Annotated in this window: 14 protein-coding genes and 2 pseudogenes; 3 read left to right on the top strand and 13 right to left on the bottom strand. The window is 33.4% G+C overall.

The features are described 5' to 3' along the window. Positions 1–338 (top strand): annotated as a pseudogene (locus tag J671_RS16570) (phosphomannomutase CpsG); the annotation flags it as partial. Between the two features lie 45 nt (positions 339–383). Here the strand turns inward: J671_RS16570 and J671_RS0104710 are convergent. The 13 genes and pseudogenes from J671_RS0104710 to tviB all read right to left on the bottom strand — a co-directional run bounded on the left by J671_RS0104710 (position 384) and on the right by tviB (position 15,539). Continuing rightward, a pseudogene (locus tag J671_RS0104710) lies at positions 384–2,209 on the bottom strand (LTA synthase family protein). 137 nt (positions 2,210–2,346) lie between these two features. Then, on the bottom strand, positions 2,347–3,366 hold the full coding sequence (gene galE, locus J671_RS16575) for a UDP-glucose 4-epimerase GalE (RefSeq protein WP_002050475.1): 1,020 nt from the start codon (positions 3,364–3,366) through the stop codon (positions 2,347–2,349). After that, complete coding sequence (pgi, locus tag J671_RS16580; protein WP_002050506.1) at positions 3,359–5,029, bottom strand: glucose-6-phosphate isomerase; 1,671 nt, start codon at positions 5,027–5,029, stop codon at positions 3,359–3,361. Before pgi ends, galE begins: the two co-directional genes overlap by 8 nt. Further along, positions 5,026–6,288, bottom strand: coding sequence for a nucleotide sugar dehydrogenase (locus tag J671_RS16585; RefSeq protein ID WP_002050548.1), 1,263 nt, complete (start codon positions 6,286–6,288; stop codon positions 5,026–5,028). Before J671_RS16585 ends, pgi begins: the two co-directional genes overlap by 4 nt. Positions 6,289–6,402: 114 nt before the next feature. Continuing rightward, complete coding sequence (gene galU / locus J671_RS16590; RefSeq protein ID WP_002050531.1) at positions 6,403–7,278, bottom strand: UTP--glucose-1-phosphate uridylyltransferase GalU; 876 nt, start codon at positions 7,276–7,278, stop codon at positions 6,403–6,405. Between the two features lie 24 nt (positions 7,279–7,302). After that, positions 7,303–7,923, bottom strand: a complete 621-nt coding sequence (locus J671_RS0104715) for a sugar transferase (protein WP_004735659.1) — start codon at positions 7,921–7,923, stop codon at positions 7,303–7,305. Positions 7,924–7,935: 12 nt separating this feature from the next. Beyond that, the gene (locus J671_RS16595) at positions 7,936–8,763 is read right to left on the bottom strand and encodes a glycosyltransferase (RefSeq protein WP_004883989.1); all 828 of its coding nucleotides are present in this window, start codon (positions 8,761–8,763) and stop codon (positions 7,936–7,938) included. A gap of 6 nt (positions 8,764–8,769) precedes the next feature. Then, positions 8,770–9,804 carry a glycosyltransferase family 4 protein gene (locus J671_RS16600; protein WP_004883991.1) on the bottom strand — a complete coding sequence of 345 codons (1,035 nt, stop codon included), beginning with the start codon at positions 9,802–9,804 and terminating at the stop codon, positions 8,770–8,772. Positions 9,805–9,817: 13 nt separating this feature from the next. After that, on the bottom strand, positions 9,818–10,858 hold the full coding sequence (locus J671_RS16605; RefSeq protein WP_031982922.1) for an EpsG family protein: 1,041 nt from the start codon (positions 10,856–10,858) through the stop codon (positions 9,818–9,820). Between the two features lie 31 nt (positions 10,859–10,889). Beyond that, positions 10,890–11,873: a glycosyltransferase family 2 protein gene (locus J671_RS16610; protein ID WP_004883994.1), complete on the bottom strand. Its 984-nt coding sequence runs from the start codon at positions 11,871–11,873 to the stop codon at positions 10,890–10,892. Between the two features lie 149 nt (positions 11,874–12,022). Further along, positions 12,023–12,970: a glycosyltransferase family 2 protein gene (locus tag J671_RS16615; RefSeq protein WP_004883996.1), complete on the bottom strand. Its 948-nt coding sequence runs from the start codon at positions 12,968–12,970 to the stop codon at positions 12,023–12,025. Continuing rightward, positions 12,970–14,259 carry a hypothetical protein gene (locus J671_RS16620; protein ID WP_004883999.1) on the bottom strand — a complete coding sequence of 430 codons (1,290 nt, stop codon included), beginning with the start codon at positions 14,257–14,259 and terminating at the stop codon, positions 12,970–12,972. The genes J671_RS16615 and J671_RS16620 overlap by 1 nt, the downstream gene beginning before the upstream one ends. Positions 14,260–14,261: 2 nt before the next feature. Continuing rightward, positions 14,262–15,539 (bottom strand): Vi polysaccharide biosynthesis UDP-N-acetylglucosamine C-6 dehydrogenase TviB, encoded by a 1,278-nt coding sequence (tviB, locus tag J671_RS16625; protein ID WP_004884001.1) that lies wholly within the window; start codon positions 15,537–15,539, stop codon positions 14,262–14,264. A 162-nt stretch (positions 15,540–15,701) separates the two neighbouring features. Here tviB and J671_RS16630 point away from each other — a divergent pair, with 162 nt between their 5' ends. Both J671_RS16630 and J671_RS16635 read left to right on the top strand, forming a co-directional pair. Beyond that, positions 15,702–16,844 (top strand): polysaccharide biosynthesis/export family protein, encoded by a 1,143-nt coding sequence (locus tag J671_RS16630; protein ID WP_001190673.1) that lies wholly within the window; start codon positions 15,702–15,704, stop codon positions 16,842–16,844. A 1-nt stretch (position 16,845) separates the two neighbouring features. Further along, positions 16,846–17,274: a low molecular weight protein-tyrosine-phosphatase gene (locus J671_RS16635; protein WP_002050525.1), complete on the top strand. Its 429-nt coding sequence runs from the start codon at positions 16,846–16,848 to the stop codon at positions 17,272–17,274. Positions 17,275–17,294: the final 20 nt, after the last annotated feature.

A 17,294-nucleotide genomic window follows, 5' to 3' on the forward strand; every position in this document is an offset into this window, starting at 1 on the left:
CATGGTTACTTACGGTTGCCCTGCTTTCTGAAACAGGGCAATCACTTTCAACACTCGTTGAAAATATGATTACCAAGTTTCCTTGTAGTGGTGAAATCAACTTTAAAGTAACTGATACACAAATCACTATTCAAAAGATTTTTGATTTCTATGCTGCTCAAAACCCGGAAATTGATCGTACCGATGGTGTAAGCCTCGACTTTGGTGCATGGCGTTTTAATGTCCGCGCATCAAACACTGAGCCTCTACTACGTCTCAACATTGAAAGCCGTGCAGACCGTCAAGCTCAGCCAATGCAGCATTATGTAGATGAATTGACTGGATTAATTCAGTCTTAATTTTCAAAACATAAAAAAGGATGGCTTATTGCCATCCTTTTTTTACTAATTCTTCAATAGTTGATAAGTATGATTTTTGCCATCTAGCACATCATAATTTAGACTTTTATACTGTTCTAACAGCGCCTTTTGATCGACCTCACAGTTTTCCCCAGGCAACAGAAACTTTTGATGAACTGCGTTATAGCATTGTGAAACTTGCTGAATAAATTGATAATAATTTGAGAGCGGTATACCCGACATTTGCAGTAACTTCGGTGCTACAAAACTCGCAGCAACGTACGGCTGCTTAAACGCTTTTTTACTAAGCTTGTAGTTGCTCCACACTGCAAAAGGTGTTTGATAATTTTTTAAATTTTTCCGCTCGGGATCATCTTTAAAGAAATTATAATTATCATAAACTCCTTGCAGATTTGGTAAATGATCACCAAACACCAACAAAATTGTTGGTCGATCTACTGTTTTTAAAAACTGCTTTAACTCAAGCAATTTTTGATTGGCACGTATAGTACCTGCTGTATAAGTACTCAATTTCCGCCGATCAATTTCCGATAAATTCTGACTAAACTTAAAGTCTTGTTTACCATAACGCTCATCATTATACATCGGGTGATTTTCCACCGTGATTGCATAAATAAATTTTGGCTGTTCAGGGTTTTGCTGTAAAGTGTCTTGAAGAGACTTAAAAATTAAATCGTCCGTTGCCCAACCACCTGCATTAATAAGTTGTTCTTGATCTTTTTTTGCAGCCATATTCTCCAGTGAAATAAATTTTTGAAAACCCAAATTTGGATAAACCGTGTTACGATTGTAGTAGTCGCCATAATTATTATGCATAGCAACAGTTTGATAACCCAAACTAGTTAAATAAAATGGCAAGGAATAAACTGGTTTTTTCAACTTAGATACATACAACACTTCATTTGGGTAAAAAGCAGTATTTAAGCTGGTCAATACTTCAAATTCGACATTGGCTGTCCCCCCTCCAAATGAGGGCGATAATAAATGTGTAACCTGGTTTTTATCAAAAAAGGGGGCAATATCTTGAGGTAACTTGGGATCTAGCAGCCGAGAATCCCAATACGATTCTTCCATCACTACTACAATATTTGGATACTGCTTTAATTTGCTTGATTGCACAACTTCTGTTGGCTTGCTATATTGTCGCATTATTTGTTGAATGGTCTGTTCAGACACCTTTCGGCTAGGTAACAAAACACTGGTGACATTATCTAGCAGTTTAGAAACATAAAACGTTGTAAAACCATATTCTTGAATATTTCGATAATCACCAATCCAGTTATTTCGGGTATTTGGAAAAGAATTTAAGTATATACAAAAAATTGGTTTATTTTCGCTAGTACATATACCAGTCGGATTTTTAAGAAAATTTATATAGATCAAACTACAACACAATAGACTAAAAATGATAATGTTGGGTACATATGTATGAAATGTCGCTTTACTTTCTTTACGTATAGCAATCAGCAATACCACCATGAAAACCACCATGAGGAAAAAAAGACCAATTGCAATAACCATGGGGATGCTTTCATGGCTTCAGGAACCAAGAAAATATCTTCTGGACTTAAATTGCTAAATAAATACTGCTGTTTCTTTTGATTAATAAAATTGAGAAAAATAACAATAAGTTGGCTGAGGGCTAATGCTGCATACTTCCGCCCGAATAAAATAAAAAACAGTTGAATCACTGTGTAATTAAAAAGCAAAGAGAAGCATGCTCGGTATATACTAAAATAAGTATAAAATTTACTTAAGCTCAGCTGCATATCCCATGCAACATATATACCTATGCTGGTGGAGAAAAAAGCAATAAAAATAAATAACAGTTGTTGGCGCAGAAAAACCATGACGACAAAAAGAGGCAAACAGGATTGTGGCGAATACTAGCATGAAAGTAATCACTACTACTGTAGCCTCTTTTTAGAAAAGAGCTTATCCGCGCATGAAAGCCAATATCTATTTGATATTTAGAAAAATTAAATAATCAATTTTTATATCCCTCTGGATTCTGTTTTTGCCATTTCCAGCTGTCTTGCAACATATCTTCTAAGTCATATTGAGGCTGCCAGCCTAGCTCAGCAACAGCACGGGCATTATCTGCAAATGAAGTCGCTACATCACCTGCTCGGCGTGGTGCGAATTCGAAAGCAACGGATACGCCATTGACCTGTTCAAAAGTATTTTTAACCTGTAATACTGATGAGCCATTACCCGTTCCAATATTCCATGCACGGCAACCTGTTGCTTGTAATCGATTATTTAGAGCACATAGATGTGCATTGGCTAAGTCAACGACATGAATATAATCACGCACCCCAGTACCATCTACTGTGTCATAGTCATTACCATAAATGGATAATTTTTCACGGCGGCCAACAGCAACCTGTGTAACGTAAGGCATTAAATTATTTGGAATACCTTGTGGATCTTCGCCAATACGTCCACTTTTATGTGCACCTACCGGGTTAAAATAACGAAGTAAAGCAATCGACCATTTAGAATTAGAAACAGACAGTTTTTGTAATAATTGCTCAACAATCAATTTGGTATAACCATAATTATTACTTGGCATACCTGTTGGCATTTCTTCATTTAAAGGTGACGTATTCGCTTCATCATATACTGTTGCAGATGAACTAAACACAAGTGTATAAACACTTGCTTTTTCCATTGACTTAACCAGTTGGATACTACCTGCAATATTATTATCAAAATAAATAAGGGGTTTTTCCTGGCTTTCACCAACCGCTTTTAGACCTGCAAAATGAATAACTGCATCAATTGTATGATTTTGAAATACCTGATCAAGCTCATCTGCATTACGAATATCACCCTCTACAAAAGTTAAACTTTTTTGAGTGAGTTCTTGAACTCTATTTAAAGACTCTTCTGAACTATTTGAAAGATTGTCATAAACAATAACCTCATGACCAGCATTCAAAAGCTCTACACAGGTATGTGAACCAATATAGCCAGCACCGCCAGTAACCAGAATTTTAGCCATCTATTTTTCCTAATAAAATTTTAATTAATCCACGCGTTGAAGCATCGAGTGTTGAAAGATCGTTTTGAACACCATTTAAAATCGGGAGTAACTGGTCAGCAATCTGCTTACCTTTTTCCACTCCCCACTGATCAAAGGGATTAATGTTCCAGATTACAGACTGAACAAATACTTTATGCTCATATAAAGCAATCAACATCCCTAAACTATAAGGATTAAGCTCTTTTAAAAGTAATGTTGAACTTGGCTGGTTTCCTTCATATTGCTTATAAATAGGCAAACTCTCCAGTTCTTTTGTATCTAGAGCTTCGTTACCAAAAGCCAATAAACGTGATTGTGCTAAACAGTTTGAAAGAGCAAGATGATGTTGCTCAACTAATGCTTCAGCATTTTCTACATAAGTAAAATGATCTGAATTGTAACGTTGTATAGGAGCAATAAAATCACAACTTACGGCCTGAGTTCCTTGATGGAGTAACTGATAAAAGGCATGTTGAGCATTTGGACCAACCTCACCCCATACAATCGGACAAGTATCTAATTCAACTTTTTGGCCATCACGTTGTACTGACTTACCATTAGACTCCATTTCAAGCTGCTGCAAATAAGCAGCGAAATACTTTAATCTTCCGTCATAAGGTAATACCGCATGGGTTTGGATATTTAAAAAATTATTATTCCAGACGCCTAATAATGCCATAAGCACAGGTATATTCTGCTCAAAACTTGTATTTTGGAAATGCTCATCAACAGCATGGGCACCAGCTAAAAGCTGTTGGAAACCTTCAACCCCAACTGACAATGCGATAGGTAACCCAATACACGACCAAAGGGAATAACGTCCACCAACCCAATCCCAAAGTAATAATTGATTTTCAGGAGCAATCCCCCACTCTGACATTTTTTCAGCTTTTGTTGAAACACCAATGAAATGGCTTTTTACTACTCGTTCGTGCTTTCCTAATGCTTTTTCAAGCCACTGTCGAACTGTTTGAGCATTTGATAAGGTATCAATAGTACCAAACGACTTCGAAGAAATAATAAATAAAGTTGTTTCTGGACGCAGTTGATGAAGCAATTCCGATAACTGGCTACCATCCATTGTTGATACGAAATGAACATTGAGTGGTTTAGCTGTTTTTACTTTAAAATCCGATAATGCATGGGTCACCATTTGAGGCCCTAAATCAGACCCCCCTACCCCAATATTAACGACATCTTGAATAACTTCACCTGTGGCACCACGGTATTGTCCAGCATGGATTTTTTCAACCAACGCATACATACGCTGCAATTGGTTATGGACCTTTTCAGTCAATTCCGGAAATTTAGAATATTCTAATGGTAAACGTAGAGCCCAATGCATTGCAGCACGCTGTTCGGTACAGTTGACTTTATCTTGAGAAAATAATCGTTCAATCCAGTGAGTCAATTGTTTAGTTTTTGCTAAAGCGACCAATTGCTCTAACACACTTTTAGTCACACGGTGCTTACTATAATCAAAAACCAGCTGATCGAACTTTACAGAATATTGCTGAAATCGATCAGACTCTGATGCAAATAATTCTTTTATATGTAAATTTGAATTTTTCTCAACCAAAGAATGAAGCTGTGCGATAGGGGAAACTAGCTCTTTGGGAAACTTCTCGATAGATTTACTCATAATCGACCTACTCCTTCATAAGCAAAACCTTTAGATTTCACATATGCTGGATCATAAATATTACGCCCATCCAAAATAACAGGATGCTGCATCAATTGTTGTAACCATTTAAAGTCAGGACTCCAATACTGCTTCCATGCCGTGACTAAGCATAAAGCATGTGCTCCTTGTGCTGCTTCATATTGATCAGCGCATAAGATTAGGTCTTCTCGGCTGCCATATAAAGCTGCAATTTCATCAAGAGCTTGCGGATCATGTAACCGTACTTTTACACCTTGGGCCCATAAAGCAGCCAATAAGATATGAATAGGTGAGTTATGTGTACTTGGGGTGTTCTCTTTAAATGAAGCCCCCCAAATTGCAACCGTTTTTCCACTCAAGTCACAATGATAATAATTCCACAACTTACGGAATAAAATTTCTTTTTGTTGTTCATTAATAGCCCAAACTTGTTCTAAAAGACGACTTTTCACACCCGTTTCGGAAACAGTACTAGAAAGTGTTAAAATATCATGTGAAAAATTTTCACCCCCAAACCCAACACCTGCCGACAAGTAGGCTGCACCAATACGTGTGTCAGCAGCAATACCATGCTTTACATTCGCAATATCTATACCCAACTTCTCAGCAACTAGAGCAAGGTCATTCATATAACTAATTCTAGTTGCTAACATGCCTGAAATGCTGAGCTTAGTAAATTCGGCATCTAAAATCGGCATGAATAAATATTGATAGCTAAAACGGAAGAATGGACGCAATAACTCTTGCATTATGTCTTGAGCATAGCTTGATTCAACACCAACAATGACATGTTTTACATTGAGTACACTATTAATTGCATTACCCTCCTGAATCACGTCAGGGAAATAGACCCACTCGTCTTTAGGTAAATGTTGCTTTAATTTTTCTGTACCATGTAAACCAAAAGTTGAGCCATTAACCATTAACCTCGGATGAACAATTGGACGTTCACTTAACTTCTCAACCGTTTTTAAGGCAAGTTCTATTTGTGTTGGGCTAAAACAAAATAAATAAACTTCAATATCTAAAGGAATTTGAGAAAAAGGACTTTCTGTTAAAAAACCCGCCTTTCTTTGTTTATTTAAATAATGATTAACTTCTTGATCTTGATATGAAAGTACAGATATATTTTCTTCACAGGTGACACTTGTACACCAATAGATCTGATTACCATATTCAGCTAGTAACGCTGCCATTACACCAGCGTGCAAGGTGGTTCCAAATACCGCGATTTTCATTGTACACCTGATTTTAATATTATATAGAATTCTCTTCCCATTATGGGAAGAGAATATGTTGAACAGCTCAAATATTCATTATTTTTTACAAATACTTAAGTTGAGCTACAAAATTTATAATTTAAGTTCTTGAATCAACTGTTTAAAATCATTGCCTAATTTAGGATGTTCTATGCCATAGTGAAGTACGGCTTTTAAATAACCAAGCTTACTACCACAGTCAAAGGTTTGTCCCTGCATACGATAGGCTTCCACTACATCAGTTTGTTGCAGCATCGCAATTGCATCTGTTAACTGAATTTCATTACCCGCACCCTTCGGTGTATTTTCGAGTAATTGCATAATTTTTGCAGGCAAAACATAACGACCAACAACAGATAAATTGGACGGTGCAGAACCCACTGCAGGTTTTTCAATAATGCCCTGCATAGCGATGCTTTCGCCTTCATTTGGACTTTGTGCAACATCAACAATACCGTATTGATCTACTAAGTGATTAGGAACTGCTTCTACCATAATTTGTGCCGCCTGACATTCATTATAACGAGAAATCATACGCGACAAATCATTCTGCCCTGAGCTATCTTTCACCAATACATCTGGTAATAACACAGCAAAATCATCTTGCCCTACTACACTTTTCGCACATAAAACCGCATGCCCTAAACCTAAAGGTTGAGGTTGTCTTACGCTTACCACACTCACATGAGCAGGAACGATTTGGGTAATCTCTGCAAGTAAATCAAATTTTTTCTTTTGCTCTAGAGTAGTCTCCAACTCAAAGTTCCGATCAAAATAGTTTTCAATCGATGCTTTTGAAGAGTGAGTTACCAAAATAATTTGTTCAACTCCAGCTTCCACCGCTTCACGGACGACATATTCAATGGCTGGGCGGTCAACTACCGTAACCATTTCTTTTGGGATTGACTTACTTGCGGGTAAAAAACGTGTACCTAAACCAGCTACTGGTAAAACTGCTTTTTTGATCATAAGAAATATTTCAAGATATAAAATTTACTTTACAGATGAGTCGACATTTTCTTGGACGTCATTACCTTTAAATAAAGATGGTCCTACATGCCCTGGTGCATTAATACCTTCGCGTCTTAACATCACTTTGACTGTTTTAAACATGATTTTAAAATCAACCCAAACACTATGATTGTCTACATACCAAACGTCACATTTAAACCGTTCTTCATAATCCAGTTCATTACGTCCACTGACCTGAGCTAAACCAGTCATTCCAGGACGTACTTCTAAGCGACGTGCTTGTTCTGGTGAATATAAAGCGACAAAGTCTTTTAACATTGGACGAGGACCCACCACACTCATATCACCTTTTAAGACATTAATAAGCTGTGGCATTTCATCTAAGCTAGTAGAACGCAACTTCTGCCCAAATGGAGTAATACGAGCCTCATCTGGCAATGGATTCCCCTGCGCGTCAAAGGCATCCTTCATCGAACGGAACTTAATCATTTTAAATAATTTTCCGTCCTTCCCAGGTCGTTCTTGATAAAAGAATATAGGCGAACCTAAATTTTTACGGACCTTATAAGCAACTATCAGAAATATTGGCGACAGTACGGTTAGAGCTATTAAAGAAATGACTATGTCTACTAAACGTTTCATATTTTCATTCACTCATTTTTTAATATCTTTACGAAGAAAGGTATTATAAATTTTACCTAGCATATTTGCTGGCAACAGTCTAAACGCAGACCGTATCAGAAACAGCATATTAGCATATACAGGATTTTGTAACTTTAGTTGTTTTTTTAAATCTAGTAACTGTTTTTCACTTTTAATATATTGGAAACCTTTACGTCGTGCGTGCATACCATTACCAACACGAGCATATAGAAGGACGTCAGGTAAGTTCGCAACTTTATAATTATTACCAATTACACGTAACCATAAGTTGTAGTCTTCCATAAATAAATGATGCTGATAACCTCCGAGAGATAAAATAACATCACGCTTGTACACGACGGTCATATGGTTAAAGGGACAACGTTTTTGTGCAAATTTTTTAATCTCGTCATGTGTTAAAGGCACAGACTTGATTACATCGGCATCAGCAATATCTTGATTAAATTCAATTACTTGAGAACCAAACAAAATAACATCCGGATTTTGCTCTATGAAAGCAAGTTGTTTTTCAAACCGATCAGATGTACAAATATCATCAGTATCCATACGAAAAACCCAATCAGCACTACACTGTTTTAGCCCTTCATTTAATGCCTTACCAAGCCCTACGTTTTGCGGTAACGCAACTACTTTTAGTTTTTCACCGATTTTAACTTGCCACTCCTGTACAGAAGTTGTGAGTTGCTCACCAATAGGCCCATCTAAAACTAAAACTATTTCACTTGGCTTCAAGCTCTGATTATCCCAAATGCTTTCAAAACACTTTTCTAGATATTCAGGTTTTTCTTTATGATATAGAGATAATAGAACCGAAAACATACAATTTTAACCTTCCAAAACCTTTTCAATCCAAACTTTTAAGATCTGTTCAGGTTGATATTTTTTAGCATTGATCAATGAATTTTGTGAGAATTGCACCAACATATCTGGAGAGGAAGCAAGTTGTAAAATCGCATCTGCCAATGCCTCAATATTTTGGTTCTCAACCAACAAGCCATTTTTATGATTTTGAATAACATCGCTTGGTCCAAAGGGACAATCATAAGAAACTATAGGTAACCCGAAACTCTGCGCCTCTACTAAAACCATAGGTAAACCTTCATACTTAGACGACATTACAAAAAAGTCTGATTGTCTATATACCTCTTGCACATTTGATGTACTTCCTTTCAAAATAACGCGCTGTAGAGAGTTCTCCTCAATATAATCTTGTAGCATTTTTTTGTGTTCACCTTCACCATAAATATTAAGGTGCCACTCTGGTATTATTTGATATATTTTTTTCCAAGCTTTCAATAAATGAAGGTAATTTTTCTGATCGGTTAAACGGCCTATGGTTACAATTTGTTTTCTACTCAGCGGAGATTCCGAGACAATAGGGAAGGGTGAAAAATTGGGAATAACAATAACTTTAGAATGAAATTTATTAAATTGTTCTTTATCCTTTTGGGTTAAAGTAACAACCTGATCAACCCACTTGTAAAAGAATTTACTTAAGACTTGAACTTTTTTAGGACGACTAACAAAAGAGACATGCTCTAATATAACCAATTTTTTGATTTTAGGTAAAAGAGTACATAATAAAGATAACTTACCCATATTATGTACAATCACAATATCATAAGAGTGAAGAGAAAGATGTATCTTTAATTTTTTATAAAATTCAAAGAAGTTACCCGAAATTGCCACTACATTTACATTATCAGAAACTGGATAAGCTGTATTACTTTTAATTGATTCTCTATTTAAGAGAGTAACCTCATAATTAGTCATGAGTGATAATTTATTTGCCAGTTCAATGGCAACACGTTCAGTTCCAGATTTGTTCTTTAAAGAATTAATTATAAACAGTATTTTCACAAAGATCTCACAATCAGTATAAAGGAGAAAAGTAAGAATCTGCCAAGTATTCTGCCACCTGAAAATTCCATGATATAAAACCAACTAGGATAAAATAAAATAAAAGTGACAGGAATAAAATCATTTTACTAAAACGTTTATAAATAAAATAAGGCATAAGAAATATTTCAATAAATAAAAACACATTAGATAGACGCCCACTTAAAATTGCAAAATCAAAAAATGCAATCCGAATCGCCAAGCCTATTGTGAAAATAAAAATCATGTATATAAGAAATTTATCATTTAAATCTTTTTTATTCATAAAAAGAAGGATAAAAATAAATTCTATATAAAATTTAATATTAGCTAATCCCAAAAGACTAACACTTTCAGCATAATCTGTATTAGCATATGATTGCAGCCTACTAAAAAAAGATAAAGCCAAAGGTAAAAATACTACACGAGAAAATATAATACCCAACAAAAGAATAGATATCATATATATCTTAAAATTCAACGGCTTATTTTCTTCAAAAAAATATTTATAGATCAACAAAAAAACGAATAAAAATAAAATATAAACTATAACTGTTTGATGAAACAGAACTGCTAAAGAAAAAAATAATATTGCTAATAATTTCTTATTTTCCAAATATAGAAAGCTCGCATATACTACTACAGGAACAGCAAAACCTTGACGAATTTGCATAAATTGTTGCATCAAAAAAAAACCTGTTGGCAAATAAAAACACATCACATAAATAAATTTTAATTTAATAATATCACTTGTTTTATATATAAAATAAAAAGTTAGTAATGAAAAAATTGTAAATAAAACCACCTCACTATTTGAAAATAATGAAATAATTTTTGAATATAATCCCCAACCAACTTCAACCCCAGTTCTAGAGTAAAAATCGCTATAATTCATTAAATCATAGGAATCAACATTCTTAAAAATAAAGTAATAAGTATAGGTATCATTAGTATTACCTCTCATGCCGACTATTAAAGAAAATATAGATGATATAATTAAAAAAATTATCGTATTCAATCTAAGTCTTAAATTCACTAATCACTACCTTGATTTAAATAGAATTAAATTATTTTTTAAAAAAAAGAAATAATTCAATAAGATTAAAATTAACGAGAGTAAAAACTATATAGTGCTTCCAACCTAGCTTAGACTTACGATAATCCGCCAATTCTAAAAAACCGCCTTGCTTAAACTGCTGAAAAAATAAATTTACTTTATCTTTTGGCAATGTAGATTTTAATAAATTAATAAGAGCAATTATTTTAATACGTGTAATATAAATTTCTACACTTTTTTTATAATCTAAATCCTTAGATTTCCTAAAATTTAAATTTAAATTATCAATAATTTTTATCATACTTCGGTGATGAAAAGTATAATATTCACTATTTTTTCTTCGACTTAATGAACCTTCTCTAATAATATAATTATAACAAATAGCATCTATATGTGTAATATTCTTACATTTTTCAAATAACCTCAACTCAAAATCAAAATCTTCACTAAGTACATCTTCTAAAAAATAAATAGAATTCTCTATTAAAATTGATTTCTTAACTATAAAACAACATGCTGAATGCCCAATATCATAATTTTCAATATAATTTCTACCATTTACAACTACATTAATTGGTCTATTCTTAACATTTACCACTTTAATTTTATTAGTCTTAACGTACGTTTCCTTTACACCAAAACCCAATAAATCCAAATCATCATTTAATTTTGACATCACCTTAGATAGAGATCCTTTCTCCATTATATCATCTGCATCAAAAAACCAAATATAATCACCTTTAGCTTTTTCTATGCCAAAATTTCTAGCACTACCTAATCCTCCATTTTCTTTTGAATAGATATTTAATGTAATACCAGGAACTCCTTTAGAAAATTGCTCCACCGACTCAAGAGTTTTATCACTAGACCCATCATTAACAACTATTAACTCAATATTATTAAAATCAACAGGCTGATTAACCATAGAGACTAGTGTATTTATAATGTAATTTTCCGCATTAAATGCAGGAATAACTATTGATAATTTTTTCATTTTAAATACCAACTTCTAAATTCATTCATGAAAAATATAGGACTTGAAATACAAAATAGAAAACACTACAAGCAACATTAAATATAAAGAATATTAGAGTTGCCATTATTTTATTAGTTCTAAAAACTGAATTCATATATACACCTTGACTATCTAAAGAAATTTCTTAATTTTAAAATAGCTATATAAATCAAAGTACAGTATTTTAACAAAAAAACCTTGTAACTTATTTTATAATTAAGTTTAATATTACCTACCTCATTTAAAGCAAAAAAATAAATACTAAAAAAGCTTTGCTCTCTATCAATCATTGTTGATATTTTTTGGGCTAAAAATTGATTATAGATAATAGAGTAAAGTGGGGCTTCACTTGTTGGAATAAATTTTTTTATCCCTAAGTCAATTCCTTTTAAAAGTGGTTCAGGATAACCACTCCTTATTGAACTGCCATCTCGATGCCTATAACAAACTAGTTCCTTTTTCATTTCAAAAATTTCACAACCATCTGTAAAATAGTAAATTTTTGGAAAAAGCAACTTATCCTCCATATATACATTAGCATCAAATTGAAATTTGTTTAAAACATCTTTTCTAATAACCCTCAACCAAGGATACCAATAAGCTTGTAAAAACAATTTCTCACGATAAAGTTCATTATTAATTGAAACTTTATTTTCCTTCACAAAACACATACTATCAATATAGCCTTGATCTTCAGTATATTGTTTAGCATTAAAATGAATTATTTCTACATTTTTCTCATTTATAACTTTCATTAATTCATAAAAATAGTTTGGCAATAAATAATCGTCTGAATCCAAAAATCCAACATACTCACCCTTTGCTATTTTTAATGCATTATTTCTAGCAACACTTTGACCTTGGTTTTTTTGATCAATAAAAACAAATTGATTTTCAAAATGAGGATATTTTTGAGCAATATAATTACGTGCTAAAGCCATAGATGTATCAGGTGTACCATCATTAACCAAAATAATCTCTACGCCACTGATCAATTGATTACATATACTCTCAATACACTCAACAATATATTCTTCTACTTTATATATAGGAACAATTACACTTAAAATTATCATTAGTTGTACTCTTTTCTATAAGTGGAAGGTAAAAAAATTCTCTTTTGAACATCGAGTATGATTCTATCTTTATAAAAATAGTTAAATATAGAAAATGACATAATTTCTGTAGTTAAAATGGCAAAAACTGCACCATTTAAGCCCCAAAAATGAACAGAAACAGCTGTTAGCATGATATTAAATACAACTAAACAAAGTGTTTTTTTCTTCAAATAGTCATATGCATTAAATTTCAATAAGTACTTCTCCGCAATTGTGGAAAGCCCTGAAAATAACGTAACAAATACTGTAAATATTAGAATATTATTTACACTTGTATATTGCTTGCCATATAACCATTCAATAATATAATGTCCTGTTAAAGAAAAAATAACCATTACTAGCGAACATATTAAGATAATAACCAAACTTAGCTTAGCAACCATATTTTGACTTTTTTCAAAATCCTTCTCAACATAAATCTGTGTAAAATATGAAGAAATTATTGCAACCAAAACAAAATAGAAACTATTCCCCAATGTCATTGCTACAGTATAAATACCCAAATCATATTGCGACTCAACACCTAGAAATAACTGCGATGTTTTTGTAAAAATTGCAACCGAAAGTGAGTAGAAAGCAAGTTTACGCCCCACACCCAACATAAATTTTCGATAACGCTTAAATTTTTCTACTACAATATCACTTTCACTCACTTTTTTCCGTGCATACAAATATTTTCTAATAAAAAAAGGTACTAAGGTAATCATTATTATCGGAACACATAATAACTCTACTGCTAGCTGAAATTTTGCAATGCAATATCTTATAATTAATGAAATAATTAAAGCTAAAATATTACAATATGCATTTATTTTAGATTGCAAAATTGCATTAAAATATATTGAATATACATCATGAACAGCAAAATAAATCGCTACACTTGTCGCAAGTGAAAATACAAAAGTTAAATAATCAGCAAAATAATAAATATAAAACAATGTAAAAGATGAAAAAGCAAGATACAGAATGTCTCTAATTATTTTTGTGGAATCAATTATATATTCACCTAATTTTCTGTTTTTAGAGGTTTTTTGAAAAATAATATTTTCCGATCCAAACATTGCAATCGTTTGAATAATAGAAAAAATTGAACTTGCAAAAGTTAATTTTCCAAAATTTTCAGGGCCTATATACTTTGCAACAAATGAAGTAACAAAGATTAAACCAAAAATTGAAATGAGTTTTTCAGACATCATCCAAACAGAATTGACAAATACTTTGTTCTTTAACTTCCCGATTAATACCATTGCTATAGTCTTAAATCTGCATCTACTTTATTAAGAACATGCTTTAAATCATAAAGCACATGCTTTTTTTTACCTAAAGAATGAAAGTCTTCAGTACTCATTACCTTAAACTGATCATGTGCAACTGCAATTACGATAGCGTCATACCGACCTTGTTTTAATTCCATGATTGGAGCTAACCCATACTCTGCTTCAACCTCAGCACTATCTACCCAAGGATCATAGATATCAAGATCTAAATCGTATTCTTTTAGTGCTTTAACCATATCTACAATCTTAGTATTTCGTATATCTGGGCAGTTCTCTTTAAAACTCAAACCTAAAATTAATATACGAGCACCAACAACTTGGATACGTTTCTTTACCATTTCTTTGATCAATTGGGTTGCAACATATTCACCCATACGATCATTTAAGCGACGAGCTGCCAAAATAATTTCTGGATGTAAACCAATTGACTCTGCTTTATGCGTTAAATAATACGGATCAACACCAATACAATGACCACCAACTAAACCAGGTCTAAAGTTTAAAAAATTCCATTTTGTACCTGCTGCCTTGAGTACATCTTCTGTATCGATACCCATTTTATTAAAAATCAGAGCCAACTCATTGATTAAAGCGATATTCACATCTCTTTGTGTATTTTCAATGACTTTAGCAGCCTCAGCGACTTTGATACTCGGGGCCTTATGTGTCCCCGCCTCAATAATTAAATTATATACTTGATCAACATAGTCAGTGACCTCTGGAGTCGAACCTGAGGTAATTTTTAAAATATTAGTGACACGTCGTTGTTTATCACCAGGATTAATACGTTCTGGACTATAACCAACAAAGAAATCTTTATTAAAATTTAAACCGGAATGTTTTTCTAATTCGGGTATACAAACCTCTTCTGTCGCACCAGGATAAACCGTTGACTCATAAACAACGATATCGCCTTTTTTTAGAACTTTAGCAATGCTTTGGGATGCTTTTATGAGAGGGGTCAAGTCAGGTTGTTTAAAATCGTCAATGGGTGTTGGCACAGTGACAATAAAAAAGTTTATATTCTGTAAGTCTTGAATATGTGCTGTATACGATAAATGCTGTACGTGTTTTAACTCTTCAGAAGTCACTTCTAATGTATGGTCATATCCGTTTTTTAACTCTAATATCCGATTTTCATTTATATCAAATCCGATTGTAGGTTTATGTTTACCAAATTCAACTGCCAAAGGTAATCCAACATACCCTAAGCCGATAATTGCTATTTTTAGTTGCTCAAGTTGAAACATATATAAAACCTAACCATTTAATTTTAAATGGAGAAACATCATGGATACGACCTACTACGTTAATATAGCAGACTTTAAACAAAATTTTCTCGAAATATACAATCACTGCTTGGCAAATAAAGTATGATTTGGGTTAATTATAGACTACAATCCAATGTCTTCATGCAAAGTATCATTGGATTACAAACAATAAAGGGTTTGAATGTGAAGCACCAAAGCACATTATTATTTTTAGCCATTTCACTTTCGTTTACAGGATGTGCAGTCACCTCAGGCTTACAAACTTACGACTTACCTGAACAAGGTACTTTTAAAACAGAACAAGGCGCAGAGGTTTCTGTTGTTCAACTCACCCAAAACAATATTCCAAAGATTAGTTCTGAGGCTTTGCGTCCACAAGGAAATATAAGCGCCTTATTTAATACTCCTTTTTATCAATACCGCTTAAGTGCTGGGGATGTTTTATCTATTCAGCTTTGGGCTTATCCTGAAATTACTCCTCCTATTCAAGGTGCCTCTACTGATATTAAAGCATTTGGATACCCTATTGATTCTGCAGGAAATGTACAGTTACCACTTGTAGGCCAAGTTCACATTGCAGGGAAAACACTGGCTGAGACCAATAAATATTTACGAAGTCAATTTGCTAAGTATTTAAAAACACCTGATGTTGTAGTTCGCGTGTTGTCATATCAAGCTAAACGCTATTTTGTTAATGGTCAGGTTATGAAAAGTGGACAATACACTTTAGATGATCAACCAATTAGTATTTATACAGCCTTAAGTATGGCTGGAGGGGTAAATCAAGAGTCTGGTGATAATACTGATATTCAACTCATTCGTAATGGCGAAGTTTATAATTTAAATGTCGTTGCACTTGAGAAACAAGGTTATTCACTACACAAATTATTAGTCCAACCCAATGATACAATTTATGTAAATACTAAACAAAATCAAAAACTCTATGTTATGGGTGAGTCTAATAAAAGTTCAGCAATTCCATTACGAGATCAGGGAATGACCCTAAGTGATGTATTGGGCGAGAGTGAAGGTGTTAATCCATACTCGGCAAGTGCAGCTCGTATTTATGTCATGCGTACAGATTTACAAACAAAAAGATCAACAATCTATCAGCTCAATTTGAGTAGTATTGGTAACCTTGCATTATCTAATCAATTCCAAATGCAAAAAAATGATATTGTTTATATTGATGCAACTGGTTTAACACGCTGGCAGCGTATTATGAACCAGATTGTACCATTCTCAAGTGCACTTTATACCTTTGATCAATTGGGTAAAAACTAGAATGCAGTTACAAAATATCTTAGTAGTCTGTGTAGGTAATATTTGCCGCAGTCCAATGGCAGAATACTTTTTAAAGGCCCAACATCCTACATTAAATATCTCATCTGCTGGTATTTCAGCCCTAGTAGGTCATACTGCAGATGACAAAGCGATTCATTGTATGGATCAGTTGAATATTGATATGAGACCACACGTGGCTCGCCAGCTCAGTGCTGAATTGATCAAACAAAATGATTTGATTTTAGTAATGAGCAATAATCAGCAAAAGCATATTGAACAAACTTGGCCATTTGCTAAGGGTAAAATTTTTAGGCTTGGCCATTGGCAAGGGCAAAATATACCTGACCCCTATCAGCATGACCAAGCTTTTTTTGATCAGACTTGCCGCAACATTCAAAGCTATGTGCAAGATTGGCGCACTCAATTATAATTGTATATTAGTTGTAAATT

This window comes from Acinetobacter sp. 1130196, assembly GCF_000588095.1.
Lineage (GTDB): Bacteria > Pseudomonadota > Gammaproteobacteria > Pseudomonadales > Moraxellaceae > Acinetobacter > Acinetobacter nosocomialis.

Excerpts from the sequence above, each read along its gene's own strand:
- J671_RS0104715 (WP_004735659.1), bottom strand. The coding sequence starts at position 7,923 with ATGAAACGTTTAGTAGACATAGTCATTTCTTTAATAGCTCTAACCGTA.
- galE (WP_002050475.1), bottom strand. The coding sequence starts at position 3,366 with ATGGCTAAAATTCTGGTTACTGGCGGTGCTGGCTATATTGGTTCACAT.
- pgi (WP_002050506.1), bottom strand. The coding sequence starts at position 5,029 with ATGAGTAAATCTATCGAGAAGTTTCCCAAAGAGCTAGTTTCCCCTATC.
- J671_RS16620 (WP_004883999.1), bottom strand. The coding sequence starts at position 14,259 with ATGGTATTAATCGGGAAGTTAAAGAACAAAGTATTTGTCAATTCTGTT.
- J671_RS16595 (WP_004883989.1), bottom strand. The coding sequence starts at position 8,763 with ATGTTTTCGGTTCTATTATCTCTATATCATAAAGAAAAACCTGAATAT.
- J671_RS16615 (WP_004883996.1), bottom strand. The coding sequence starts at position 12,970 with ATGATAATTTTAAGTGTAATTGTTCCTATATATAAAGTAGAAGAATAT.
- tviB (WP_004884001.1), bottom strand. The coding sequence starts at position 15,539 with ATGTTTCAACTTGAGCAACTAAAAATAGCAATTATCGGCTTAGGGTAT.
- J671_RS16585 (WP_002050548.1), bottom strand. The coding sequence starts at position 6,288 with ATGAAAATCGCGGTATTTGGAACCACCTTGCACGCTGGTGTAATGGCA.
- galU (WP_002050531.1), bottom strand. The coding sequence starts at position 7,278 with ATGATCAAAAAAGCAGTTTTACCAGTAGCTGGTTTAGGTACACGTTTT.
- J671_RS16635 (WP_002050525.1), top strand. The coding sequence starts at position 16,846 with ATGCAGTTACAAAATATCTTAGTAGTCTGTGTAGGTAATATTTGCCGC.
- J671_RS16630 (WP_001190673.1), top strand. The coding sequence starts at position 15,702 with ATGCAAAGTATCATTGGATTACAAACAATAAAGGGTTTGAATGTGAAG.
- J671_RS16610 (WP_004883994.1), bottom strand. The coding sequence starts at position 11,873 with ATGAAAAAATTATCAATAGTTATTCCTGCATTTAATGCGGAAAATTAC.